Here is a 25,319-nt window from a genome sequence, read left to right on the forward strand (position 1 = left end):
GCACTAATCGGGATGTGGCGCAGTCTGGTAGCGTATACGCCTGGGGGGCGTGGGGTCGCAGGTTCAAATCCTGTCATCCCGACAATTAAGGTGTCAACGGACATCAAAAAATCCCTAATCTTATAAAGATCAGGGATTTTTATTTTTATGAACTCATAAAACTTGCTTTATCAGATTCAGGAGTTACCTATTTGGCTACCTGAATTGGAGTCAATTTTCAATTGTTTTTTATGCCGGATCGCTCTTTTTACCACTGAGAAGATATTCTTTTTAATAGCCTGATAATTGCTGTCAAATTCATGAACTTTGATCATAATCTTACGATGATGATGTTTGCAATCCCATTCTCCGTCACCTTGTTTAGCGTCTTTAAATAAGATTTGCAGTTCATTCTTCTGTTCATTTACTTGATGAAGAAGGTTAGAAACTTCTGTCTTAAGTAGATTAAGTTTCTCTATTAAACTTTCCGTTTCTATTACAAGATTAGATTCCAGAATAGAAAAAACATGCTCATTAAGGAGACTGTTTAAAAAATCCAGCTCTTTGATTATAAAACTTAGTCGGGAATGCCACATAATAAGATTTTGGTGCATCAACTCTGGCTTCTCCCAACCGTAATTATTTGATTGTCGGGTATTCATGATTTAGGTTTGTATATATCAGTATCTTGATGATTGTCTTTAATAAAACTTACTTTTTGGAATCTGGTATAGATGTAGAATTTAATAAATCTTTTACCAGCAGGCTCTTCGTAAGACCGGGAGGTCTGTTTAATAAAACATTCAATTTACTAAATAAGTAGCATTAATTAGCTGATAATGGTGAGTAATCTTTCAAAAATTTATAGGTGAATATTTTATTAAAATTGACTTTCCTGGCATCATACCATCTTTTATAAAACTGATAATCAGTTAATTGGACATTAATTGGTATATTTATGTATATAAACTAAAAACCAGAAAATTATGAAACGTTCAATCTGTTTGTTGCTTATCCTGCTAATTGGAAGCTTTAGTTATGCCCAAAATGAAACCTACCTGATATTTGAATTTATGAAAGTGGATAATGACCAGGAGCAATTCTATTATGAAACAGAAGAATTCTGGGAAAAAATTCATCAGGAAAGGTAAATAGTGGAGATATTGTTGGTTGGGACCTATGGCAATTACTACCAGGAGGAGAAGATCAGGGATATCAATATTTAACTGTTACGGTTTTTGACAGTGAAAGTAAGATGATGCGGGCCGGAGAAAGGATACTTGAAAGTGCTAAAATGGCCTATCCAGATCTAAGCGATGAAGAGCTGGATAACAGGCTAAATCTTGCAGGAGGATCTCGGGATCTGGCAGTAAGACTCTTTCTTAAAGTAGTTGATCAGGCAAATAATAGTTATGAAATGAAACAGGGAATGGTCGCTACTATAGATTTAATGAAATCTACAGATGGTAATGATTCTGCTTATGAGAAAGTTGAATCTGAAACTTTTAAGCCCTGGCACCAGGAAATGATCAAAAATGGCGTTAAAGGTGACTGGCAATTGATTAAGGTTCTTCTTCCGCAGGGGACTGATACTTATGCGTCCCATCTTACGGTAAATATGTTTAATAACTGGGATCAGTATATCAAATCAAGAAATAGTGGTGGAGAGATGTCCCCAGCTATGGCTAAGAATGTTGAAGACGGTATTAAGACCAGGGATATGAAATATGTCTATCTCGCCCAGTTGGCTAAAATTATAAGATAAAACTGGAAAGGGTTCGTAGTCAAACTACGAACCTTTTTATTTAAACAATTTCTACTAGAACTTATAATTAAAATAGGGTAGAGACGATTAACACTACGTGAATTTAGCATTATATTCCTTTTCCAAAAGTAATTATAAATCCATCTGGGTCTTCAATATCAAAATCTCTCATTTTATAATCCTTATCTTCAAGACCATTCACAATTTTTACATTCTGTTCTTTAAAAGCTTTATGAATCCCGTCTATATCATTTACGAATATATACAGGGCGCGGTGATATTTTGAAGGTATTCCGCCATCAGCTCTCTTTGTGAGATGAATTGCAACCCCGCCTCGTTTCACTATGGCATAGTACATTGGCTCTCCCCATTCAAAAGTTTTTTCAAACCCAAGCTTTTTAGTATAAAATTCTATTGATTCTGCCAGATTTCTTACCGGAAATATTACAGCGGAGTGAGAGAAGTTTTCTGAAGTTGCCATGTTTATTTTTAAATAAGTTGGTGAATATTATGCGGAGGATCTAGAGTAGACTCTATATCATTTTTGATATTGAAATAGCTATCTATCCAAATTCTATTTAATTAAAGATATATAAAAAACTGATAATCAACCAATAGAAAATTGTATAAGCCTTTTTTGTGTTATCTGATACTCGAAGGATTGCATATTTTAAGACCTACATTTTTTGAAAATCAACAAGTATTATGAGGAAATGGAAATCTCGAAATTATACACCATGCGTAAAATCTATTATAACATAAAAATTATAGATAAAAATTATAGAGATGAATTTTGTAAATTAGGGCTCTAACCGAATTTTTAACGAATAAAACTTTTAAGAAAAATGGGAAATAATAGCTCAGGTAGTAAAGACAATCATAAGGTCTGGGAAGTAAATGAATCCAGCAAATGCCCTTTTATGGGCGGAGCTTTAAATTATACCGCCGGTAAAGGAACTTCAAATCGTGATTGGTGGCCAAATCAATTAAACCTTAGCATTCTTCGTCAAAACTCTTCATTAACCGACCCAATGGGTGAAGATTTTAATTATGAAGATGAATTCAAGAGTCTTGATCTTAATGCGGTAAAACAGGATCTCTATGATCTAATGAAAGATTCTCAGGATTGGTGGCCTGCAGATTATGGCCACTATGGTCCATTCTTTATACGTATGGCCTGGCATAGTGCAGGAACCTATAGAATAGGGGATGGTAGAGGAGGTGCAGGTTCCGGTCAGCAGCGATTTGCTCCTCTCAACAGCTGGCCAGATAATGCCAATCTGGATAAGGCGAGACTATTACTGTGGCCTATCAAAAAAAAATATGGAAAGAAATTATCCTGGGCAGATCTAATTATTCTTGCCGGGAATTGCGCTCATGAATCAATGGGACTTAAAATGTTTGGATTTGCTGGTGGAAGAAAGGACGTTTGGGAACCAGAAGAAGATGTTTACTGGGGAGCTGAGACTGAATGGCTCAACAATGATAAGCGCTATGCAGGAGAAGAATTAGAAAATCCGTTAGGAGCGGCACATATGGGGCTAATCTATGTGAATCCAGAAGGGCATAATGGCAATCCAGACCCGGTAGAAGCAGCCACTTATATACGTGAAACTTTTGGGCGTATGGCGATGAACGATTATGAAACTGTAGCTCTTATTGCAGGAGGACATACCTTCGGAAAGACTCATGGAGCCGGGGATGCCGAGAAATATGTAGGTGCTGAACCTGCTGCAGCAGAAATTGCAGAAATGGGAATGGGATGGAAAAATAGTTTAAATTCCGGAAAAGGAGCAGATACTATTACCAGTGGAATTGAAGGAGCCTGGACAGATACGCCAACTCAATGGAGCAATAAGTATCTGGACAACCTCTTTAAATATGACTGGGAATGTATTAAAGGGCCTGGTGGTGCTTATCAATGGCAACCAAAGAACAATGCAGGAGCAGGTACGGTACCAGATGCTCATGATCCCAGTAAAAAACATGCACCATTCATGTTGACCACAGATATTTCTTTAAAAATGGATCCCGAATATAAGAAGATCTCCAGGCATTTCTATGAAAATCCTGAGGAGTTTGCAGATGCCTATTCGCGTGCCTGGTTCAAACTTACGCATCGTGATATGGGACCTATAGAACGTTACTTAGGACCTGAGGTGCCACAGGAAGAATTATTGTGGCAGGATCGTATTCCTAAGGTTGAGCATGAATTGATAAATGACAGCGATATTTCATCTTTAAAAGATAGAATCTTGAATTCCGGGCTAAGTGTTTCCGAACTTGTATCTACTGCCTGGGGCTCAGCATCCACATACAGAGGATCAGATAAACGTGGGGGAGCCAATGGAGCCAGGATACGTTTAGCGCCTCAGAATGGATGGGAAGTAAATAATCCTAAGCAACTGGGAAAAGTGATCGAAACCCTGGAAGACATTCAGCAGGATTTTAATTCCTCGCAGTCTGGAAACAAAAAGGTTTCTATTGCAGATCTTATTGTTCTGGCAGGTTGTGCAGGGGTTGAAAAGGCCGCAAAAGATGCCGGTCATGAGATCACGGTACCTTTCTCACCCGGAAGAGGTGATGCTACGCAGGAACAAACCGATGTAGAGGCCTTTGAACCATTAGAGCCTAATGCAGATGGTTTCAGGAACTATTTTAGAAATAGAGACCATATATCTGCTTCGGCCGAAGAATTACTGGTAGACCGTGCGCAGTTATTAACTTTAACTGCTCCAGAAATGACCGTACTCGTTGGAGGGATGAGAGCAATGGGAATTAATTATGAAGGATCCAACAAAGGAATTTTCACAGATCAACCCGGGAAGCTTACCAATGATTTCTTCAAGAATATCCTGGATATGAATCTTACCTGGAAGGCAATCTCAGATTCTGAAAAGGAATTTGAAGGAAGTGACCGTAAAACAGGTGAGGTTAAGTGGACTGGTACAAGAGCAGATCTTATTTTTGGGTCTAATTCCGAACTTAGAGCTCTTGCTGAAGTTTATGGAACCGATGATGTGGAAGCCAAATTTGTAAAAGACTTTGTCAAGGCCTGGGATAAAGTGATGAATTTGGACAGATTCGACTTGAAATAGATACTATTAATTATATATATTCAAAAAGGGTGGCTTCATAGCCACCCTTTTACTTTTGAAATATACTGGCTTGAACATCAGTGAGCGATTATCAAGAATTTAATACTAGAAATCATTATTTTGCAGTCTAAAATCATCCCTATGAAAAATATATTTATCATCAGTTTTTTAATATGCAGTCTTTCTATCGTCGCCCAGGAGGGCACCCCGGAAGATTATTTGTCTTCAGAATTTCATAAAGGAAGAAGAGAAGCTTTGCGCGCTAAAATGCCCTCTAATTCTGTGGCGGTCTTTTTTGCAAACCCTGTTAGGAACAGGGCTAATGATGTGGATTATATTTATCATCAGGATCCAGACTTTTATTATCTCACCGGCTATAAGGAGCCTAATGCAGTTCTGGTAATATTTTCAGAAGCACAGCCTGCTGAAAATGGGAAAAATTATGATGAGGTTCTATATGTTCAGGAGAAAGACCCGAGAGCAGAAATGTGGACCGGCTATCGTCTGGGAGTAGATGGAGCTAAAAATGATCTCGGATTTAATACAGTCTTTAACGGAAAGGAATTTTTAAATAATGAGATAAACTTTTCTGAATTTGACAGTGTTTTACACAAGCCTTTTTTTAATGATTATCGTGATTCCAGGGATCCGGCAGATCTTGCCAGCCTGATCCAGACTTTTAAAAACCAGGTAAATATTAAAGAAATTCAAAATGCTAGTGATGGATCACTTGGAGTGGAAGTCAATCAGGAGGTAAGTCCGAAGCAAACGGTTAATATTGATACGAAAAGTCTTCGAACCTATATGGGGGAACTAAGACAAATAAAAACTCCTGAAGAGATGAAACTTTTGAAAAAAGCTGTACGAATTTCAGCTATGGGACAGGTAGAAGTGATGAAAGCGATGCACCCGGGAATGTCTGAAGCTGAGGTACAGGGATTACATGAATACGTCTACAAGAAATATGGTAGTGAATATGAAGGTTATCCCTCTATAGTAGGCGCCGGAAATAATGGCTGTGTTTTACATTATATTGAAAATAATAAGACTAAACTGGATCAGGACCTGGTTTTAATGGACCTGGGAGCGGAATACCACGGCTATACTGCAGATGTTACTAGAACGATCCCTGCGAATGGAAAATATAACCCAGAGCAAAGAGCGATCTATGACCTGGTTTATAAAGCCCAGGAAGCAGGCATTGCAGCGGCAATAGTTGGAAACAATTCATCTGATACTCACAAGGCCGGCCAGGAGATCATTAATCAAGAACTTTATGAATTAGGAATAATTGCATCTCCAGATACCCAGCATATGTATTTCCCTCATGGAACTTCACATCATATAGGGCTGGATGTTCATGATTTAAATACCAGGGGCAGTTACGAACCAAATATGGTTATCACTGTGGAACCGGGAATTTATATTCCAGAAGGCAGTAATTGTGATGAAAAGTGGTGGGGAATCGCGGTTAGAATAGAGGACGATATTCTTATTACAGAAAATGGTCCGGTAAACCTTTCCGCAGAAGCTCCACGAAAAGCTGAAGAGATCGAGGCCATGATGAAAAAACCTTCTGTTTTTGATGAATTTGAATTGCCAAAATTAAATTAAGTATCTGCTAAAAGTCACATTTTCAACTAGAATAAAACACTCATAATATCCAAAATTAAAATTGTGAATATCTATTTGCGGGTTCGCTTTCATGGGCTTTTTTAAAATCTATATTTGGCACCCTCAAAAAAAATAAAAGATATGAGCGTTATTTGGTATGAATGCAAAGTGAAATATAGAAAGACCCATGAAACCGGAGAAAGCAAGGTAACGACGGAAACCTATTTATTAGATGCTGTTTCTTATACCGAAGCTGAATCCCGGATCACTGAAGAAATGGCGGCTTACACTAGCGAAGAGTTTAAGATCAACAGTATAAAAGTTGCGAATCTTTCTGAAGTACATCCTTTTGAAAATTCAGATCGTTGGTTTAAATCTAAAGTTTCCCTGATTAGCTATGATGATGAGAGTGGTAAGGAGCGAAAATCTAATCTTTATATGCTTGTACAGGCAAACGACGTAAAAGAGGCCTATGAAAATACGGAGCAGGCCATGCAGGGAACTACCGGAGATTATACAATTCCTGCGATCACGGAATCACCAATTCTGGATGTCTTCCCATATTTTACGGGCGACGAGGAGGAAGAGAATGCGGTTCACCAATTGGATAATGAAACGACAGAAGAGCAGATTCCTGAAGAAAGTGAAGCAGTTTAGTCCTGGTTCAATTTATATTTCAGAATAAATTTTTTGCCGGAAACTGGATTGATCATTTCTTCTGCTTATCGGTATTATTTAGAAATTTTTGAATAGCAGAAAGAGCTTCTTCAGGATTGTCATTTAAGGTGGCATGTCCTGAGTTGCTTATTTCTGCATATTCCGCATCAGGAACCAGACTTTGATAATATTTAACCGTTTCGGGTCTTGCTTCATCATATTCCCCGGTAATAAAAAGGACCGGGACATCTACTTCTGAAAGTTTGTTGATCCTGTCATAATTAAGCAGTGTTCCTGTAGCCGTAAATTCACTGGGTCCCCACATATACTCATATACATTCGTTCCAAAATATTTACTCGCGGAATCTTTTTTTGCCTGAGGCCGCTCTTTACGTCTTAAAAATTTACTGTAAAATAAAGCCACGGCATCCTGGTATTCCTGATTGCTGAAAGTTTTATTTTTCTCGTTCGTTCTAATGATCGTTTGAATGGAATCTGGTAAGGTTTTTACCAGTTCGTTGGCATCCTGGATCCATTTTTTGGTGCTGAAATAAGGACTGCTGAAAATAATTCCTTCCACATGTTCAGGATATTTCAAATAATATTCTAGGCCCAAAGCCGTGCCCCAGGATTGGCCATGTAAATAAACTTTTTCCAGATCCAGTTCCTGTCTTAATTTTTCTACTTCTTCAACATATCTTTCCACAGTCATCAGCGTGGTGTCGGTAATCCTGTCTGACCTTCCACTTCCTAATTGATCATAAAATATGATCGGCCGGTCTTTACCAAGTTTTTTATAAGGCTCAAAACCAAAGCTTGAAGAGCCGGGACCGCCATGCAATAGCAATACCGGTGTATGATCTCCGGTTCCTTTTATGTTATACCATACTTTACCTCCGGTAACTTCCACATAACCGTCACCTTCTTCTATTTTCTGTTTATTATCGCAGCCGGTTAGAATAACAATAAAAAATGCTGCGAACATTATGGAGCTAATATTTCTGAAACTGGAGTTCATATATTGAATTTACTTATTTCAGCCAAGATAAATATTCCTTTAGAATCAGCTGATTTTTACAACTTCAATTTCTGAATTCGGAAGTGTGTATTTTACGATCAATAGGACGATAAGGGGTACGATTAATAATCCGATCAACGAGAACCAATCCGGTAATAAAATTTCACTTTTCAACAGAAAGATACCATCTCCCAGTGGACCTTTAGAGAAAACCGTATTAAATGTGAAATTCCAGCCTAAATGTAATCCAACTGGCATAGCAATAGAATTTGTCTTGTGAAAGGCCAATGCCCATGCATAGCCCATTAAACCTGTTCCCATTAAGACTACGATCATTGGTAGTATATTCCCAATAATACCATAAGAAAACCAGTGATAGATCCCAAAGGATACCGCAGAGATCAAAATGGCTTTGGAAGGGCCTATTCTTTTTATGAGAATATAGAGTAGTGCTCCGCGAAAGATCAATTCTTCAAATATAACTGATCTCAGGTCCCAGAAGAACATATTTAGAATTGTAACTCCGGAAATGCTTTTATTTAAGAACCATTCAGAAGACCTTAAGATAGATTCCAAAATTTCAACACAAATACATAAAACGCAGGTGATAAGGAATCCAAAAAGAAACTGTTTGATTCTTTTTAAAACCGGGAGGATCCCTAATGCAAGGATATTTTTTCTTTCCAGGACATAAAGTAGTACCCAGGACAGAGCGATTACAACTAAAATTCCTATCATTAGTGAAGCATTAATTTTAGATCATCAACTAAAATACACTATTCAGTATTAAAGTTCTTAATTGGAGATCTAAGAAAAACTTTCGATTCTATCTTCTAATTTTTAAAGGTTTCAGGTGCTGGCAAAATCATCAGAAAGTAATATTATTTCCCAGTTTTAAGTGTGTCTCTGGTTTTTCTATGAATTTATTGGCATTTCAAACCTAAAGCTTGTTTTATTATTACTGGAAGAAACTTTTAGGTCACCATTATGAGCTTTGGCAATTTGAGAAGCAATATATAATCCCAACCCTAAGCCATCTTTATTGTTTTCAGAATGAGAAGTGATAAACGGTTTAAAAAGATCTTTCATCATCTTTGAAGGAATATCATCAGAAGAATTATGAACCTCTAAGCAAAATTTATCATTTTCATTTTTCACATTCACGAATATTGGCTTTTTCTCATAACCATGTTTCACTGCATTGCTTAATAAATTTGAAAACATCTGCCCGATTCTATTAATGTCACATTTAATGGCATTCTTCAAAGCAAAACTCAAGGTGATTTGATGCTGAGTATCGGTAGTTTCAACTTCTTTGATAATTTGAGATATTTCACTTTTCAGCTGCGCATTATCTGAAATTAAATTCAGTTGAATTCCCTCCCCAAGTTCTCCTTTAGCAAAATCAAGTAAGTTGTCTATTAACTCCTGCATTCTCAATGAAGTACTCTTAATAGTACCTACCTGTTTTCTGGCAAATTCAGGCAGATCCATCTGCATGAGAATATCAGAACACATTCTTGTAGTTCCCAGGGGATTCCTAAGGTCATGTCCCAGAATTGCGACAAAAGTATCTCTAAGTTTTCCTACTTTTTTTGCTTCTAATAATTCTTCATTTATATCCTTTAGTTCTTCTACTGCCTCTATATGAAAAGAGATCAATTCTGTATAAAGCTGGAATAATTGTCTTATATGCGGATTGTCCAGCTTCGCAGGCTGCGGATCTATAGCGCAAAGTGTTCCGAAAAAATCACCATTTTTTTTGTAGATAGGAAAAGAAATATAGCTTTCGAAACCATATTTGGCTGGAGTATGATGTTCACAATAATCAACATTTTTGGATACATGGTCTATTACTACAGGTTCATGATGTTGTCTTATTTCATTACAAATAGTTGTTTCAAGTTCTAATTCATCGCCAGGTTTTAAACCAAAATTTATTTCATCCTGAGATACGCAGGTTACCCAATGTTTATCTGTAACACGAGCAACTGCAGCAAATTTCATTCCTGTGCTTTGACAGATGACATTTAGCATGGTAGGAATAGATTCAATACTAAGTATCTTCTCTACATCCTTTTGTATATGGAAATCTAAATTAGGATTCATTTATCAGCAATAACGTGGAAAAGTGGTAAATATAAAAAATGTACTAAATAATTCCGGGAGTAGGCTTGTTAAAATCCCTAAGAATAGGAGGAATGACAATTTTTAATGAAATTGGATTCGTGAAATAAAATAAAGAATAAGGACGGTTCATAGAATTACTTCGTAACGGTTTGGTATATGAAGTGAGATAATTCATCCCTTAAGTTGTTTCAATTCATGAATAATAAAAATCTCTTAAAAGAGCTTTTGTCCATTTCATGCTTCACGTAATATCTTTTCCATCTTTCTGCCTTTCGCCAATTCATCAACTAACTTATCCAGGTACCTTACTTTTTTTGTTAAAGTATTTTCAATTTCTTCTATGCGATATCCGCAAATGACTCCTTTAATTAAATGAGCATTTGGGTTTAAATTAGCCTTCTGAAAAAAGCTTTGAAATGTAACATTCTCGTCGATTAGTTTCTGAATTGTATTTTTATCAAAACCAGTTAGCCACTCTATCACCTGCTGCAGCTCCTCCACAGTTCTACCTTTCTTCTCTATTTTTGTAATATAATGTGGATATACAGAAGCAAATTTCAAATTTGCAATACGTTCATTCTTATCCCTTGTAGTCTTCATGGCTTATATTTTCATGTAAATTAAATATTTTACCGAAAACTCCTATTGTAAAATAATATTAACTCATCATATTTTATGCCTCCATTGCGGTCTCAAAATCAATTAGATCTTAAAAGTTCATGTTGAAAAGCAGCTATACTTTTACCAGCCTCTATATCATGTCCTAATTCTAAAAGTGTACGTTCTAATGCTCCTAGTACTGCTATGAGATCATTTGGAGAAACAGAGCCCATATGACCAACTCTGAAATAAGAAGTTTTTAATTCAGAAAGCAAGCCACCTGCCACCACCACATCTTTATGTGATAATTTTGAAAGTAGGGCAGAGCCATCGATACCATCAGGATAATATGCCGCGGTTAGAGTATTGGCTGAATTTGCAGCAGAATCGGGGAGGAACTTCAAACCCATTTTGGCTAATCCTGTTCGGAATGCTTCTGCCAGTTTACAATGCCTTTCGACTCTCATGTCCATTCCTTCCTTAAGAATGATCTTCAGGCTGGTTTCCAGGGCGACGATTAAATTTACCGGCGGAGTTCCAAAATACGAGGGTCTTCTTTCTTCATAGGCTTTCATGATGGTAAACCAGTTACTCCAGTCTGCATAGTAACTTCCAACGGGAGTTTTCCTGTTTTTCCAGGTTTGCATGGCTTTTTCAGATGCCATTAAAAGAGCAAGTCCTGGCGGTACGCCAATCGCTTTCTGAGATCCGGTCAATACCATATCCAGTCCCCATTCATCCTGCCTGATCTCTTCCCCAGCAACTGAACAAACTCCATCAAGGATACTCAGGCAATTATATTTCTGGGCTAATTTCGCAATCGGTTTTGGATCCACACGTACTCCTGTAGAAGTATCAACATGCGTAATTGTCAATGCCTTGTATTGTTTGTTTTGAAGTTCATTTTCTATGGTTTTCAAGCTTACAATTTCGCCAACAGGAGCTTCCAGTATGGTTGTTTTTGCGCCATATCTATCCATGATATCATTAAATCTTTTTCCGAAATATCCTGTAGAGATCACTAAAACTTTATCATCCTGTTCTATAAGATTTGCGGCGGCCATATCCATAGCTAGTGTTCCGGTACCTGTAACGATAAAAGGTTGACCTGTAGGTGATTTCCAGATAGTCCTCATAAGTTCAAGACTATTACCAAATATTTCAATAAAATCTGGAGCTACATGACTTGAAGTTTTTAAGCTCATGGCACGCAATACCTCCGGTTCAAATTCAATTGGTCCAGGGATCATAAGCAATTTATTATTTTTCATGTTTCAATTTTTTGATTTAATAACTGAATAAGTTGAAGAAGAAATTTTTAATAGGTAAGAAAAGCTCAATGCGAAAATCATCACATTGAGCTTTTAGAATTATTTATCCATTACCAGTTCTCGTTTCGCAGTCTGCTTCTTTTCTGTAAACTGATTACTGGTGTTTTTCTCCCCGCCAGCTTTTAGTGCTTTTTCTCCGGCAAAGAAGCTTTTATGGTCATCTCCAAGATCTGAACCCGCCATGCGTTGGTGTCTTACACAAGAAACTCCTTTACGAATTTCCTGTCTCTGTACCCCTTCTACATAAGCCAGCATTCCATCTTCAGAAAAATAACCTTTGGTAAGATCATTCATATGTAACGCAGTAGTATGATATGTAGGAAGGGTGATGAGGTGGTGGAATACTCCAGCTTCTCTCGCTGCATCCTTCTGAAAACTCTTGATCTTTTCATCTGCACGGTGACATAATTCTGAACCATCATATTCTGCATCCATCAGGTTATTCCTGTCGTATGCCGTCATATTTTCCCCTTCAGCAAGCATTTCTTCATAAGCTTGGTTTCTGAAGTTCAGGGTCCAGTTAAAAGATGGGGAATTATTATAAACAAGTTTCGCATTAGGAACCACCTCTTTTACGCGGTTAACCATATGCGCGATTTGCTTCACATTTGGTGTAGGAGTTTCTATCCATAAAAGATCTGCCCCGTTTCGCAGGCTGGTAATACAGTCTAACACCACACGGTCTATATTAGACCCATCCTTAAATTTGTAAAGCCCATTTGGTAATCTTACCGGGCGAACCAGGTTACCGTCTCTTTTAAGAAGTACATCGTCTTCTTTGGCATCCTTGATATTGATATTTTCAGCTTCTACAAACGCTAAATATTTTGAAGCCAGGTCACCCGGCTCTTTACTTACTGGTAATTTTTGAGTTAAACCGGCACCTTCAGAATCTGTTCTGGCAACGATAACTCCATCTTCAACTCCTAATTCTAAAAAGGCGTACCTAACGGCATTAAGCTTGGCGATAAAATCTTCATGAGGTACAGTAACCTTACCATCCTGATGCCCGCATTGCTTTGCATCTGAAACCTGGTTTTCTACCTGGATCGCGCAGGCACCTGCTTCGATCATTTCTTTAGCGAGAAGGTAGGTAGCCTCTTCGTTTCCGAAACCGGCGTCGATATCTGCAATGATCGGAACTACATGCGTCTCGAAATTGTCGATTTGATCCTGAACATCTTCTCCTTTTTCCAGTCTTTTGAAAAGGTCGTTCAGCTCCACAGCGTCTGCCTGGCGCAGGAAAGTATAAATTTCCTTTATCAATGCCGGAACCGCTGTTTTTTCATGCATGGATTGATCGGGTAGGGGTCCAAATTCTGAACGTAACGCAGCTACCATCCAACCGGACAGGTAGAGATATTTCCTATTGGTTGTTTTATGATGTTTCTTAACGGCGATCATGTTCTGTTGAGCCACGAAACCATGCCAGCTACCAAGAGATTGGGTATAAAGAGATGGATCCTGGTCATACTCGGCCATATCTTTTCTCATGATGCCTGCCGTATATTTCGCAATATCCAACCCTGTTCTAAAACGATTCTGGGTGATCATCCTGGCGGCATTTTCAGGATTTACAGAGTTCCAGCTTTCCCCGTGTTTCTGTTTAAGGTTTCTAACCATATCCAGGGCAGATTGATAATTAGGTTGCGATAAATTTTTCATAATTTTGTGTTTGATTATTAAGTTTTTCTAAAGTTTGATAATTTGGTCTCGCAATCTATGGCAGTAGTTGCGAGACAATTTTTTATATATGTTTATACGCCGGAAGCGTTAAGAATTCTTCGAATCTTTCTGAAATCACTAATTTGTCGAATAGTTTAAAAGCTAATTCGAACTTTGTGTTCTTGATGTTTGACTCTCCGTATTCGGTTATAATTTTTTCAATTTCATCCTCGAAAATATCGATATATAGTTCCATCGTGAATTTTCTTCCGTTTTCAAGAATAACTTCATTTTTAAGCCATTGCCACAGCTGGGTTCTGGAAATTTCGGCGGTAGCAGCATCTTCCATAAGATTGTAAAGTGCAACCGCACCATAACCTCTTAACCAGGCTTCTGTATATAAGATGCCAACATTGATATTCTTTCTGATACCTGCTTCGGTTACGGTACCTTCCGGAATTTCGACCAGATCTTTTTCTGAGATCTGAACATCATCCCGGCTTACCTCCAATTGGTTTGCCTGTGGCATATGTTTATTGAATTCAGACAATGCAACTTCAACTAAGGCTGGATGCGCTACCCATGTGCCATCGTGGCCATTTTTAACTTCACGCTCCTTGTCTTTTCTTACTTTTTCAATGGCTTCCTCGTTCGCTCTTGGATTATTTTTGATCGGGATCTGAGCAGCCATTCCACCAATCGCTAAAATTCCGCGTTTGTGACAGCATTGGATCACCAATTTGGAATAAGCTTCCATAAAGGGAGAGGTCATCGTAACCTGGTCACGGTTAGGCACCACAAAATCTTTATGATTCCTGAATTTCTTGATATACGAGAAAATATAATCCCAACGCCCGCAATTCAGTCCAACGATATGATCTTTTAATTCGTAGATGATCTCATCTAACTGAAAACTTGCGGTGATGGTTTCTACCAGGACAGTTGCTTTAAAAGTTCCAACCGGAACCTCTAAATATTCCTGGGCGAAATTAAACACCTCATTCCACCAGCGGGCTTCCTTGTAGTGTTCCAATTTCGGAAGATAGAAATAGGGAGCGGTGCCATTTTCTAACATGGTTTTAGTATTATGGAATACATAAAGTCCAAAATCTACCAAGCTACCTGAAGCTTCTTCTTCATTTATTAACAGGTGCTTCTCATTTAGGTGTAGACCTCTTGGACGCACTAACAGAACTGCTGTTTCTGCCTTCAGGTTATATGATTTTCCACGTTTAGGATCTTCCAGCGAAATCGTTTTCGTATTGGCATCAAAAAGGTTTTGCTGACCTTCCATCACATTCTTCCAGGTAGGAGAGGTGCTGTCTTCCAGGTCGGCCATAAAAGTTTTGGCTCCCGAATTCAATGCATTAATGATCATTTTTCGATCAACCGGCCCGGTGATCTCCACACGTCTGTCTTTAAGATCATGCGGAATTTCTCCTGCTTTCCAATCACCTTCTCGAATAGATTTTGTTTCAGAAGGAAATTCCGGCAATTTTCCCTGATCGAAAACTTTTTGCTGTTCTTCTCTTTTTTCTAAAAGCGATAATCGCTGAGTATTGAATTTTTCATGAAGAGCTACCAGGAAATCTAATGCTTCATCTGTTAGAATCTCGGGGTAGTGATTGGTAACCTCTTTTGCGAAATTTAAGTCGCTTGATTTTAATGTGGTGTTTTCCATAGTGTTAGTGTTTTACATGACAATATTAAAATAAAGAATTCAATAAAACAAGCGAACGTTCGCTAAAAGTATAAATTCGCAATTTATAGATGTTCGCAGAATTGTATATATTTGGGATTATGGAAGAAGATTATATCAAACTGATATTCGGATTAAAGTTAAAGCAGATACGGACTGAGAAGAATTTGTCCCTGTTCGGGTTATCCAAACTTTCAGGATTATCCAAGTCTTATTTAAATGAAATAGAAAACGGGAAAAAATATCCCAAGCCTGATAAAATTGCCCTGCTTTCTGATCAATTAGAGGTGCCTTATGACCAGATGGTCTCTTTAAAACTTGATAAAAACCTGGCTCCGATAGGTGAATTGCTGCAGTCGAAAATACTGAAAGAAATACCATTGGAATTATTCGGGATCAAAGAGAGTAACCTTATTGATATCGTCTCCAATGCCCCGGCCAAGGTCAACGCATTTATTAGCACCATCATAGAAATAGCCAAGCATTATAACTTCAGCAGGGAGAGTTTTTTCCTGGCTTCGGTACGTTCTTTCCAGGAGGCCAACAATAATTACTTTGATGACCTGGAGCAACAGGTTCTGAAGTTTTCAAAAGCCTACCAGGTAGATCTTTCAAAATCTCCATCATCTAAGGATCTGGAGGAAATTCTAGTTGAGGAATATGCTTATAAAATTAATGAGAGTGAATTGGAAAAATTTGAGGCTTTGGGGAACTTGAGGTCTGTTTTTGTCCCGAAAACAAATACACTTTTGTTTGCTGGAGGAATTGACGAAGCTCAGCGAACTTTTATTTATGCCAAGGAAATTGCCTATAATTTTATGGAGATTTCAGACAGGCTGCATTCTTTCCCCTGGATCAAATTTGAAAGGTTTGACCAGGTACTGAATAATTTTTATGCTTCCTATTTTGCTGGAGCTCTGATTATTCCGAAAGAGAAATTGACGCTGCAATTAGAAAGCCTTTTTGAAAAGGAAATTTTCGATAAAGCGCTATTTCTGAAAATGCTCCTGGATTATAACGCTTCTCCCGAAACTTTTTATCAGCGGCTTACGAATATTCTTCCCAGGGAATTCAATCTTAAAAATCTGTTCTTTTTAAGAATCACCCATAAGGCCGGTAGTGGAAAATATTATCTAAATAAAGAGTTGCATTTAACTCACCATCATTCACCAAGAGCGAATGAGACAAATGAGCATTATTGCCGACGCTGGATGTCTCTGAAAGTGATCAAAGAGATAAGTAAATCTAATAACGATCATGAATTTGATGTCCAGATCTCGAATTACCCAAGTCATAAAAACAAGTACCTGATACTTTCTTCAGCAACGAAAGATCCGTTCAGGGAGAACCAGTTCAGAAGTATCAGTATAGGTTTATTAATGAACAAGCAACTGGAGCGTAAGTTAAATTTCCTTGAAGATAAAAAGATCACCCGTGAGAATGTGGGCGTAACCTGTGAACGTTGTGCTATTAAAGATTGTGAGGTTCGAAAAGCTCCTGCCATAGTCCTGGAAAAACGAGAGAAGAACAGGAAAATAGAATCTATAGTTGATGAATTAACGGCTAAGTTTCAGGCTTAGGATGAATTTTTAGATCCCATTAACCTGATGAATACAAAGGAAAAGAAAAAGAAGAAAATCCAGTCATTTATTCCATAGACAGAATAGAATAATCCTGAGAAAAGATCTTTATCGTAAACATCTGCGATGCTATTATGTGACATCCAATTTATCCAGATATAACCATAAATAAACTTTTCAATAGCAAATACTCCTACCAGCCATTTTATATCTTGGTAGTTCTTTGCGACAGAAATATAGGCTAAACCCCAGATCACGATCATTAATAATCCGAAATTTGACATTACCATAGGATCGAATTCGGGTATGACCGGATTAGTGAAAAATCTTGAAAATACCAATACAGACATATTCATTAAACCGGCGATGACAAACCCTTTACTGATGGTTTTACTTTTCATAGTTGGAGCTATTTGATTTTTTATTCTTGTTTTATTGGGGTTGGGTACGATTTAATGGCTTAGTACTGGTTTATTGGTCAGATTAATTATTTTCTTTCTACCTCCATAACCCATGGTAATGAACCCTTGCTCTGAACTGTAAAAACACTGTAAGCTCAGTGATGAAAATCTATTTCGAATAGTTCAAATTTTGGTCTAATATTTCAGAAATCAGTTTCTTGTATTCCTTAACATTTTTATCAAAACTCCTTTTAAGATGAAATCCCAGTAAAACTCCTATCACAATTAAAATTCCGGCAATCAAATATGTATAGAGATTATTGCTGTATTCTAGAATTATCGCGGCTAAAAAACCCAAGCCCAAAACTATATGTCCGTACGTTAATAATTTAGATAAAGGATGTTGAGAAAATGAAACTACTACATCTGTTTCATTACTTAGCTTAGTTTTAGAGATTTTTCCATTTACAATAATATTATTTTGAGTATTTATTTCGAATGGAAGCAGAAGCCTTTTTCGTAGGCTAAAGTTGACTCGATCACCTTTATGATGCTTCATATCAAACGCAAATCTCTTAGCGCTTTCAAGTGAAGATTTTAAATGCTTGCTAATCTCTACGGGACTATTTTTTACTTGAAAACTCCAGTCTTTCATATTCCAATTTTAAAAAAGGTCTTGGTGACTTTTTTGCTTGATAATTTGAATTTAAAGCAATCTACGATTAAGTTTTTTAAACTTTTCTTTTAACTGAATATTTTCAAGTTGTACTTATTTACAAACGGTCGTGATTATCATAAGTTGACGGAGTGAGGTAGGTGAAGTTGTCGAATATTTGCGATAGCAGTTTTTGGGCGTTTGCCGATTTACTTTATTTCTTGGTGAGAATATATTTATCGCCATTAAATTTTGTCAAAATTAACTGGTCTTTGGAAACTTCATATTTCCATTTTCCGTTCAATATCAATGTCCAATCAAATTCAGCGGTCCATGGACATGTGTTTGTAAAATTTATGGAATCATTCTCAATAGAATAATTTCCTTCACAAATTGCAGGAAATTTGGTTATTTTACTTTGGCCTGAAAATTCCATTTTTTGAAATTCTAAAGTTACCTCTCCTATTTGTTCCCCCCTTTGAAATAGTCCAGAATAATTGCCATTGATAGAAGTTTCACTTTTTATTGGAGAATCCTTATCACAACTTATGGCAAGGGTAAGTATTAAGCTTAATATGGATATTCTTTTTATCATAATTCTCTCTAATTACATCTAAGATGTAAAAAATTAAATTTGGTTGCGTACAAATGAATTACAACGTTCTCGGTTAGTACCAGTTGGCGGAGTAGGGGACGAGGATTTGGTAGCTTAGTGTTGGCTTGTTGGTCAAGTTAATTATTTTCTTTTAAAGCTACCTTTTATTGGCGATGAACCGTTGCTATGCAGCGTTAAGCACCAGAATAATATTCATTTAAACATTTGAGTTTAGTGATATCTTTTATTTTTTCAATTTTTTTAGTTTCTGAGTTTGCTTTCCAGGCCTTAAGAATTTCTTGAATTGTATCTTTTTCTGTCCTTCTCATAATTGTAATTATTTCTTCTGGAAGCGTATTCTTCATTTCACAATATCCAATTGAAATATATATATTACTGTTTAGATCTTTAATTTTAAGTGTATCAATAATTGAATAATGTTCCTGGTAATTTTCATCTATAGTTATCTTGTTAAATAGAACAATATTTTCTTCATTTCTTTTTATATGGGTAATTCTATGGGTTGAATCATAACCATCTTTAGCATACGAAGTATCTGTAATTTTATTATATTCTTTAAAAACCGCCAAATCTTTAAAATCAGAAAACGATCTTTCCATTAAATCAGTTTCATTACTTGAACTTGATTTCTTCTTATTTTCACAACTCATAATGAGAAGTGATAAAATCATTATTGTAATTAGTTGTCTCATAATTTAATACTGCATAACTTCTTCCAGTTACCCCAAGTTGCGGATAAAAGAACTTGAACTTTGGGACATTAGATGTTTTAGTAATTGGTCTCTAAAATAAGCATTTTCAGGAAACTACTCGTTATATGCGGTGAACCCTTGTTAATGCAAGTTTTAAATTATGGATTATTTGTTAGATCCTTTTTAAAAACTATAATTTTGCCTTGAGATTTAGTCATTAAAGATAAGATCCCGTTACCGTTATAATTAACTCCTTCAATATATGCACAACTAGAAGTTCCATTTTGACTAGTTTCTTTAAGAAAGAAATTATTTTGTAAGAGCTTTTCTCCGTCGCATTCCTTTGTAATTTTGTATCTACTTGTTGATCTTAAATTATCTCCAAGAAATCTTTTTAAGGATCCATCTTTAAAAAATACAATTTTATCTTCAGGACTTTTTTCATGATGCCAGGTCCCAATTATTTGTTTCTTTAATTCATTTTTTGATTGGTATTCCTGAGCGTATGCCGTATTAATAAAAAGTAATAGCAAAATAGTTTTATAATAATTCATAGTTCGAAAATCTTGAGTTCAATTCAGTCTTTTATAAAACTAAACCTTTTCATTTTTGAGTGTTTTAAATCTGATCTAAATTATAATCTGGAACTGAAATTTTCTTTATGAATATTAACCCATCATACATTTCACAGAATTTCTTTTTAATTAAATGATAATTTTTCGGATTATAACCTGCTCCTCCTAAAATTAATTGTTTTTCTTTTTTATCGAAAAAATCTATAGAATCATCTTTTGCCTGATTTAAACTAATAAAATAAATGTCCTTATCTGCTTCAAGCAAAGTTGCGGAGTATGTTTTTTTGTATGGTTGTCTTAATGAGAATACCTCCCAATGATTTGGTTGGTTCTTTTCTACAACATAACCTCTTAAATTTCCAATCCCGAAATCGAAACCTACACTGTAGTATTTATCTTTATATTGTTTTTTTAAACGTGCTCCTAAATTAGTCCATCCGCTACCATAGGATAACATTTCAAGATTGTTGATATGTTCATTGTGCGCCCAAATAAAAGCCTTCCCATTAGTAGTTAAATTATCAATTATGTATTTAGCATTTTCAAACATCTTTAAATCCCGAACTTGGCTTTTATGATTTTGTACGTAGAATGTATAACCTATAAGATAGTCTAATGCTCTTAGAATATCCTTGGTTTCACTAGAAGAACTGGATTGAGAACCCAATATGATTTTTTTTACTTTTTCCAGTTCTGGAATATTTCGATCAGCCCAATCCGTAGATGCATTATAATCAACTTTTTTATCCGCACATCTATCTACAACAGAAAGTAAGCTTTCATTAATTTCTATCTTGTGGTTTTTTACAAAATCTCTAATTTTTTTATTTATGCCTCCTACATACTGAATATCTATTCCATAGAAATGAATTTGCTCATTCTTTGATTTATTCAAATTATAATTTCTCATCCATTTTAGAAGATTTACAACTTCTTTAGTACGCCAGGGAACAATACTGAAATTTGTAGCTATAGTTTCCGGGTTGCCTTTCCCACCACTAATCCATTCATTTATTCCGGATTCTGCGGGATAAGATTCTTCCATTAAAAAAGCTTTTACATTCTTCTTTAAAACTAAATATTTAAAAAACTTGGTTTTTATATTGAAGAATTCTTTGCCGTGATGGGTTGCTTCTCCAAAGCCAAATATCTTTGCATTCGAAAACTGTTTAGGAACATTATTATCGAAAATTTCAAGTCTGGATTCAGTGTGCGCATCTTCGATTTCTATCAGATTCTCATTGATCCATTGAACTGTTTCTTTTTTTTGAGCAGGAACATTTGATGTTATCAGGAGTATGATTGCAATTTGAAAATATCTCATTTATAGGTTGGGGTTTCTTTAAAATTTTTCACTACGTTCTCGGTAATCGCAAGTTGGCGGACTAGGAAACGCGGCATTGTCGGCTTAGTATTGGTTTGTTGGTTAAGTTAATTATTTTCCTTCTAACGGTGCCGGCTATTGGCGGTTAAAAGTTGTTTTGCGTAGTTAATTAATCCACGTACGTTTTTTTAGTCTGACCTAAGTCAGCACCATCTCTGATAAACTTTATATCCTTTTTAGATTTTGGAATTTGTAAGATTATAAAGGGTGATAATTGTTCATTATCATTATCCTTATTAGCGTTTATAAGATTGTATTGAATCTGGATGCTTTTGCGTCCTTCTTTTATATTTACTATCTCAATTTTATCTAATCCTACGCCCTCTTGATCCGAGTGGAAGATTTCCACCAACATCTTCTTTTTGAATAATTTTTTATCAGTAAGATTATACTTTTCATTAAACTCTTTTGGTAAATAATCCTTATTGAAAAATTTATTGAAGCAAACAATTTGTAAATCAGGAATTGGAGAGTCGATTCCTTCTGCAATTTTTTTGTATTCTATTTCGTGGTACTTTTCATTTTGAGCCGATATAGAATTGAATGATATAATTAATAAGAGAAATAAGATAATTTGATTTTTCATTTTCTGTTTTAAGAGGGTTTTAGTTACGTTTCTCATTTAATTAATGATGCAGTCCCAATTATCGCCAGTTGGCGGAGTAGGGGACGCGGAATTGTGGGATTAGTTTTTTATTTTCTGGTTTCTAAAATAACATTTTTTCCACTTAAACCGTTATTTACGATCAACCGATCTTAGCTGTAGGTTTCTAGTCGATCACTGGATTTTCAGCCCATTTTTTGTAATAATTTTCTAAATCTGAAAGTAATTCAAATATTCGTGGATGAGATTTCAGAGTTGGCGTATGCGCATATATGTCTTCATAGTTTTGATGATATTTCTCCAAAGATAATTTGACCATATATCCATCAAGAATGATTCTCTGATCAGGATTTATTTCTAAGTTCTGTTTTATATCATCCCAGTTTTCTACAAATTTGTCAATTTTTTCTTTTATCAAATCACCATGTTCAAACGCTAAAGTATCAGATTTATATTCTTTGTAGTTTTCTACTATTTTAGCTATTTCTTTTTTTGAGTCAGAAGTTTTTACTTCGATTAGACGCATTAATTTTAATCTATCTTCCTTGGTGAATTTTCTGGTGGATTTTTCTTTATTTACCACTAAGAATATTTTCTTATCCGTCTTGTGATAATCAATTTTATAGTTTTTGATCATGCCAGAGTAGGAAACCTTTAAATCATAGGATTCTTTTTCCTGAGAATATCCCCCAATAAAAGTGAGTATTATTAAATAAAGTAATAGTCCGTTTTTGTTCATTTTTCAAATTTATATGAATATTACAGCTAACGTCTCCGGCTACCGGAAGTTGCGAGAGTAAGGACGCGGATTTGTAGGATTAGTGGTTTTCATAATTGGTCTCTAAAAATAACCATTTTGATCAATTACCTGTTATTTGTGGTGAATCGTTGTTGCCCACCGTATTCTGTTCTAAGATTTCAACTAACTTCTCTTTACTCGACTTTTCAACTTTACTTAAGTCGAATTCATATTTCTTTTTCCCGATTTTGTATATGGTTAATTTATCATCATCTATTTGGAATTTTCTTATTTTTCTGAAGCTAAATCCTTTACCAAAGAAGTTTTTGATTCTAATATTTATTCCTTCCTTATTCCAGGAAACAGAATATCTAAAAATTAGCATTTTGCACCATATTAAAATCAGGCATAAATGTCCTAGAACTCTTAAAAATTTATCTAAATTTTCAATCTTTTCTGTGAAGTAATCAATGCCAGAAATTAGAAAACATAAGATTGAAATACCTAATAATATCCCATTTTGTAGACTTTGTAGTTTATCGAAATAAATTTTTCTCATGTTTTAAATTCTATAATTTCTTTAATGAATCAGATTGATAATTCTTTTGCTTCAGTTAGAATTAATCATTATGGATTTAAAATTCAAATGCACTTTCAAAATATTGTGGGTCCCGGTTACCGCAAGTTGCGAGAGTCAGGACGTGGAATTGTCGAATTAGTGGTTTTAATAATTTGGTCTCTAAAATAACAATTTTCATTTAGCTACCCGTTATTTGCAGTGAACCGCTGTTGTGCGCAGTTTAATTAACTCCAATTATGAGGTTAATTGGTAAATGGTCAGAACCAATATCAGGCCCCGTATTTCTTTCAATCACCTTTAAATGATCTGAGACTAAGATATGGTCTAAAGTTGTTTGAAATACTTTAAGACTTGCTGGCCAAGTTGGTAAAAGTCCAAACCCAAATCTACTATCTTTTAAATCTTTATTTATTAGTTGATTAAAATGATTAGAGAAAGAAGATGTATTGAAGTCTCCAACTATTATTAGGTTATCTGAGAATCGAGGTCGGTTAAGAATTATATTAGCTAATTGTTTATTTCTGTTCTCGAAAGTTTCCTGGCTTATAGGAGGAACAGGATGAGTTGCAATAATTGAAAAGTTATGATTTTCAATTTTTAAGTCGCTAACAATTGAAGGTTTGTTATTTAATTCAAAGTAATCAATGGCACTTCTCATTTTATATTTACTCAATAAAGCAATTCCAAAATTATCTGATCGTGGAACTATTTCTTTGGATTTATATTTATCCATTATGGGAGATAATTTTTCCAGCCAATTTGGAGTTAGCTCCATTAAAATTAATATGTCTGGATCTTCTTGGTTAATGTATTTTAAGACTAAATCATCTTGAGAATTACTGGAAAAGAGATTAATACTTGTAATCTTAACTTCCTTTCCAGAATTGAAGTTTTCTGATTTTATATAGTATGGAACTATATAATAAAAATTCCAAAGGAAACAAGCACTTAGCATTAAAAGGGCGGCTAATTTCTTCTTTAGAAAGAAGATCGTAGGGAAAACTAATAATACAGAGATTACTAAATATTGAAATTTAAAGTTTGAAAATATATCTATTAACCAATAGTTAGAAATAATGTTTGGTAAGAATGAAACTAATAGAACTCCAATAATTAATAGCCAAGTCAGATTCTTTAAAGACAATACTTTCATAAAGTTAAATTTTGCACAACGGCGGTGTTTATAGCTAGTTAGCGGAATAGGGGACTCGGGTTTGTCGGCTTGGTATTGGTTTGTTGGTTAAGTTAATTATTTTCTTTCTAACGGTGCCGCTTATTGGTGATGAACCTATGTTGGTAAAAGTACGAAAGTCCCCAAATTTAATTATTTCAATTGTTATAGTATGGTATTGTTACGCTAAACCAAAATAAATACAAATTAAAGCAATGGTATCAAAAAAACCATGGACAGCAATAACAAACCACAAATCGTATTTGCGTAAATAAAATACCAATGCCAAGAGTGCTCCTATAGTCCCTGAAACTAACTGTCCAGTTATTCCTTGATAACTATGCATATATCCAAAAAAGACGGCAAACAAGACTATATTAAGAAAAATACTAACCTTGCCATCTCCAAAGAATTTTACAAACTGTCGCATAAAATAACCGCGGAAGATAATTTCCTCTCCAAATCCTGCCGTAATCCAGACAACTAATAAGGCAATTAAACAGGCCTGGAGATTACCTTTTAATTGATCAAAACTTGAATAATCTATTGGCATTCCCGTGAGCTTGTGACTCCAGGGACTAATATAAAAACATAAAAAGCAAAGAGGCATAATGCCACTAATGGAGCCAGTATGAGGATATTTTTGAATGTGAATTTTTCACGTTGAAATCCAAGTGCTGAAAATGGTTTTCCCCTATACTCTATATAATTCGCTATTATAATTAATATAGAAATGATAATGTTTTCTATATAACTAATATGTATT

Annotated in this window: 26 protein-coding genes and 1 tRNA gene; 7 read left to right on the forward strand and 20 right to left on the reverse strand. The window is 35.5% G+C overall.

From position 1 onward, the window contains the following. The first annotated feature begins 8 nt into the window (after window positions 1-8). A tRNA-Pro gene (locus LGQ90_RS00910) sits at window positions 9-82 on the forward strand. 94 nt (window positions 83-176) lie between these two features. On the opposite strand, the gene LGQ90_RS00915 is transcribed toward LGQ90_RS00910, so the two are convergent. After that, window positions 177-641, reverse strand: a complete 465-nt coding sequence (locus LGQ90_RS00915; protein WP_229337190.1) for a hypothetical protein — start codon at window positions 639-641, stop codon at window positions 177-179. Window positions 642-965: 324 nt separating this feature from the next. On the opposite strand from LGQ90_RS00915, the gene LGQ90_RS00920 reads away from it, so the two are divergent. Next, the gene (locus LGQ90_RS00920) at window positions 966-1,130 is read left to right on the forward strand and encodes a hypothetical protein (RefSeq protein WP_229337192.1); all 165 of its coding nucleotides are present in this window, start codon (window positions 966-968) and stop codon (window positions 1,128-1,130) included. Window positions 1,131-1,234: 104 nt separating this feature from the next. Then, window positions 1,235-1,744, forward strand: a complete 510-nt coding sequence (locus LGQ90_RS00925) for a hypothetical protein (protein WP_229337193.1) — start codon at window positions 1,235-1,237, stop codon at window positions 1,742-1,744. 109 nt (window positions 1,745-1,853) lie between these two features. Here LGQ90_RS00925 and LGQ90_RS00930 read toward each other — a convergent pair whose 3' ends face one another. Then, window positions 1,854-2,225, reverse strand: coding sequence for a bleomycin resistance protein (locus tag LGQ90_RS00930; RefSeq protein WP_229337195.1), 372 nt, complete (start codon window positions 2,223-2,225; stop codon window positions 1,854-1,856). A 364-nt stretch (window positions 2,226-2,589) separates the two neighbouring features. Here LGQ90_RS00930 and katG point away from each other — a divergent pair, with 364 nt between their 5' ends. From katG to LGQ90_RS00945, 3 genes are all read left to right on the forward strand, one after another. After that, the gene (katG, locus tag LGQ90_RS00935) at window positions 2,590-4,842 is read left to right on the forward strand and encodes a catalase/peroxidase HPI (protein ID WP_229337197.1); all 2,253 of its coding nucleotides are present in this window, start codon (window positions 2,590-2,592) and stop codon (window positions 4,840-4,842) included. Window positions 4,843-4,983: 141 nt separating this feature from the next. Further along, window positions 4,984-6,456: an aminopeptidase P N-terminal domain-containing protein gene (locus LGQ90_RS00940; RefSeq protein ID WP_229337199.1), complete on the forward strand. Its 1,473-nt coding sequence runs from the start codon at window positions 4,984-4,986 to the stop codon at window positions 6,454-6,456. 141 nt (window positions 6,457-6,597) lie between these two features. Continuing rightward, complete coding sequence (locus tag LGQ90_RS00945; protein ID WP_229337201.1) at window positions 6,598-7,113, forward strand: DUF4494 domain-containing protein; 516 nt, start codon at window positions 6,598-6,600, stop codon at window positions 7,111-7,113. A gap of 52 nt (window positions 7,114-7,165) precedes the next feature. Here the strand turns inward: LGQ90_RS00945 and LGQ90_RS00950 are convergent, their stop codons facing one another. From LGQ90_RS00950 to aceB, 7 genes are all read right to left on the reverse strand, one after another. Next, on the reverse strand, window positions 7,166-8,131 hold the full coding sequence (locus LGQ90_RS00950; protein ID WP_229337204.1) for a proline iminopeptidase-family hydrolase: 966 nt from the start codon (window positions 8,129-8,131) through the stop codon (window positions 7,166-7,168). Between the two features lie 45 nt (window positions 8,132-8,176). After that, window positions 8,177-8,869: a CPBP family intramembrane glutamic endopeptidase gene (locus LGQ90_RS00955; protein ID WP_229337206.1), complete on the reverse strand. Its 693-nt coding sequence runs from the start codon at window positions 8,867-8,869 to the stop codon at window positions 8,177-8,179. A gap of 177 nt (window positions 8,870-9,046) precedes the next feature. Next, a complete protein-coding gene (locus tag LGQ90_RS00960; RefSeq protein WP_229337208.1) occupies window positions 9,047-10,240 on the reverse strand; it encodes a GAF domain-containing sensor histidine kinase in 1,194 nt (397 codons plus the stop codon). A 255-nt stretch (window positions 10,241-10,495) separates the two neighbouring features. Beyond that, the gene (locus LGQ90_RS00965) at window positions 10,496-10,861 is read right to left on the reverse strand and encodes a DUF2200 domain-containing protein (RefSeq protein ID WP_229337210.1); all 366 of its coding nucleotides are present in this window, start codon (window positions 10,859-10,861) and stop codon (window positions 10,496-10,498) included. A 98-nt stretch (window positions 10,862-10,959) separates the two neighbouring features. After that, window positions 10,960-12,132 (reverse strand): pyridoxal-phosphate-dependent aminotransferase family protein, encoded by a 1,173-nt coding sequence (locus LGQ90_RS00970; protein WP_229337212.1) that lies wholly within the window; start codon window positions 12,130-12,132, stop codon window positions 10,960-10,962. 99 nt (window positions 12,133-12,231) lie between these two features. Continuing rightward, window positions 12,232-13,857: an isocitrate lyase gene (locus LGQ90_RS00975; RefSeq protein ID WP_229337214.1), complete on the reverse strand. Its 1,626-nt coding sequence runs from the start codon at window positions 13,855-13,857 to the stop codon at window positions 12,232-12,234. A gap of 82 nt (window positions 13,858-13,939) precedes the next feature. Continuing rightward, complete coding sequence (gene aceB / locus LGQ90_RS00980) at window positions 13,940-15,538, reverse strand: malate synthase A (RefSeq protein ID WP_229337216.1); 1,599 nt, start codon at window positions 15,536-15,538, stop codon at window positions 13,940-13,942. A 119-nt stretch (window positions 15,539-15,657) separates the two neighbouring features. Between aceB and LGQ90_RS00985 the strand changes: the two genes are divergently transcribed. Next, the gene (locus LGQ90_RS00985) at window positions 15,658-17,136 is read left to right on the forward strand and encodes a helix-turn-helix domain-containing protein (protein WP_229338519.1); all 1,479 of its coding nucleotides are present in this window, start codon (window positions 15,658-15,660) and stop codon (window positions 17,134-17,136) included. Here LGQ90_RS00985 and LGQ90_RS00990 read toward each other — a convergent pair. The 11 genes from LGQ90_RS00990 to LGQ90_RS01040 form a co-directional block, all read right to left on the reverse strand. After that, on the reverse strand, window positions 17,133-17,537 hold the full coding sequence (locus LGQ90_RS00990; protein WP_229337218.1) for a hypothetical protein: 405 nt from the start codon (window positions 17,535-17,537) through the stop codon (window positions 17,133-17,135). The genes LGQ90_RS00985 and LGQ90_RS00990 overlap by 4 nt on opposite strands. Before the next feature lie 169 nt (window positions 17,538-17,706). After that, window positions 17,707-18,192 carry a DUF423 domain-containing protein gene (locus LGQ90_RS00995; RefSeq protein WP_229337220.1) on the reverse strand — a complete coding sequence of 162 codons (486 nt, stop codon included), beginning with the start codon at window positions 18,190-18,192 and terminating at the stop codon, window positions 17,707-17,709. Window positions 18,193-18,406: 214 nt separating this feature from the next. Next, window positions 18,407-18,787 (reverse strand): hypothetical protein, encoded by a 381-nt coding sequence (locus LGQ90_RS01000; protein ID WP_229337222.1) that lies wholly within the window; start codon window positions 18,785-18,787, stop codon window positions 18,407-18,409. 194 nt (window positions 18,788-18,981) lie between these two features. Continuing rightward, window positions 18,982-19,500, reverse strand: coding sequence for a hypothetical protein (locus LGQ90_RS01005; protein ID WP_229337224.1), 519 nt, complete (start codon window positions 19,498-19,500; stop codon window positions 18,982-18,984). Between the two features lie 158 nt (window positions 19,501-19,658). After that, on the reverse strand, window positions 19,659-20,054 hold the full coding sequence (locus tag LGQ90_RS01010; protein WP_229337226.1) for a hypothetical protein: 396 nt from the start codon (window positions 20,052-20,054) through the stop codon (window positions 19,659-19,661). Between the two features lie 64 nt (window positions 20,055-20,118). Beyond that, window positions 20,119-21,399 (reverse strand): erythromycin esterase family protein, encoded by a 1,281-nt coding sequence (locus LGQ90_RS01015; RefSeq protein ID WP_229337228.1) that lies wholly within the window; start codon window positions 21,397-21,399, stop codon window positions 20,119-20,121. 169 nt (window positions 21,400-21,568) lie between these two features. Further along, complete coding sequence (locus tag LGQ90_RS01020) at window positions 21,569-22,045, reverse strand: hypothetical protein (RefSeq protein ID WP_229337230.1); 477 nt, start codon at window positions 22,043-22,045, stop codon at window positions 21,569-21,571. Window positions 22,046-22,229: 184 nt separating this feature from the next. Then, window positions 22,230-22,802, reverse strand: coding sequence for a Ger(x)C family spore germination protein (locus LGQ90_RS01025; protein WP_229337232.1), 573 nt, complete (start codon window positions 22,800-22,802; stop codon window positions 22,230-22,232). A gap of 121 nt (window positions 22,803-22,923) precedes the next feature. Next, window positions 22,924-23,361, reverse strand: coding sequence for a hypothetical protein (locus tag LGQ90_RS01030; RefSeq protein ID WP_229337234.1), 438 nt, complete (start codon window positions 23,359-23,361; stop codon window positions 22,924-22,926). 241 nt (window positions 23,362-23,602) lie between these two features. Continuing rightward, window positions 23,603-24,535, reverse strand: a complete 933-nt coding sequence (locus tag LGQ90_RS01035; RefSeq protein WP_229337236.1) for an endonuclease/exonuclease/phosphatase family protein — start codon at window positions 24,533-24,535, stop codon at window positions 23,603-23,605. Window positions 24,536-24,734: 199 nt separating this feature from the next. Further along, window positions 24,735-25,106, reverse strand: coding sequence for a CPBP family intramembrane glutamic endopeptidase (locus LGQ90_RS01040; protein WP_229337238.1), 372 nt, complete (start codon window positions 25,104-25,106; stop codon window positions 24,735-24,737). Window positions 25,107-25,319 lie beyond the last annotated feature (213 nt).

The organism is Christiangramia sediminis (genome assembly GCF_020552705.1).
Lineage (GTDB): Bacteria > Bacteroidota > Bacteroidia > Flavobacteriales > Flavobacteriaceae > Christiangramia > Christiangramia sediminis.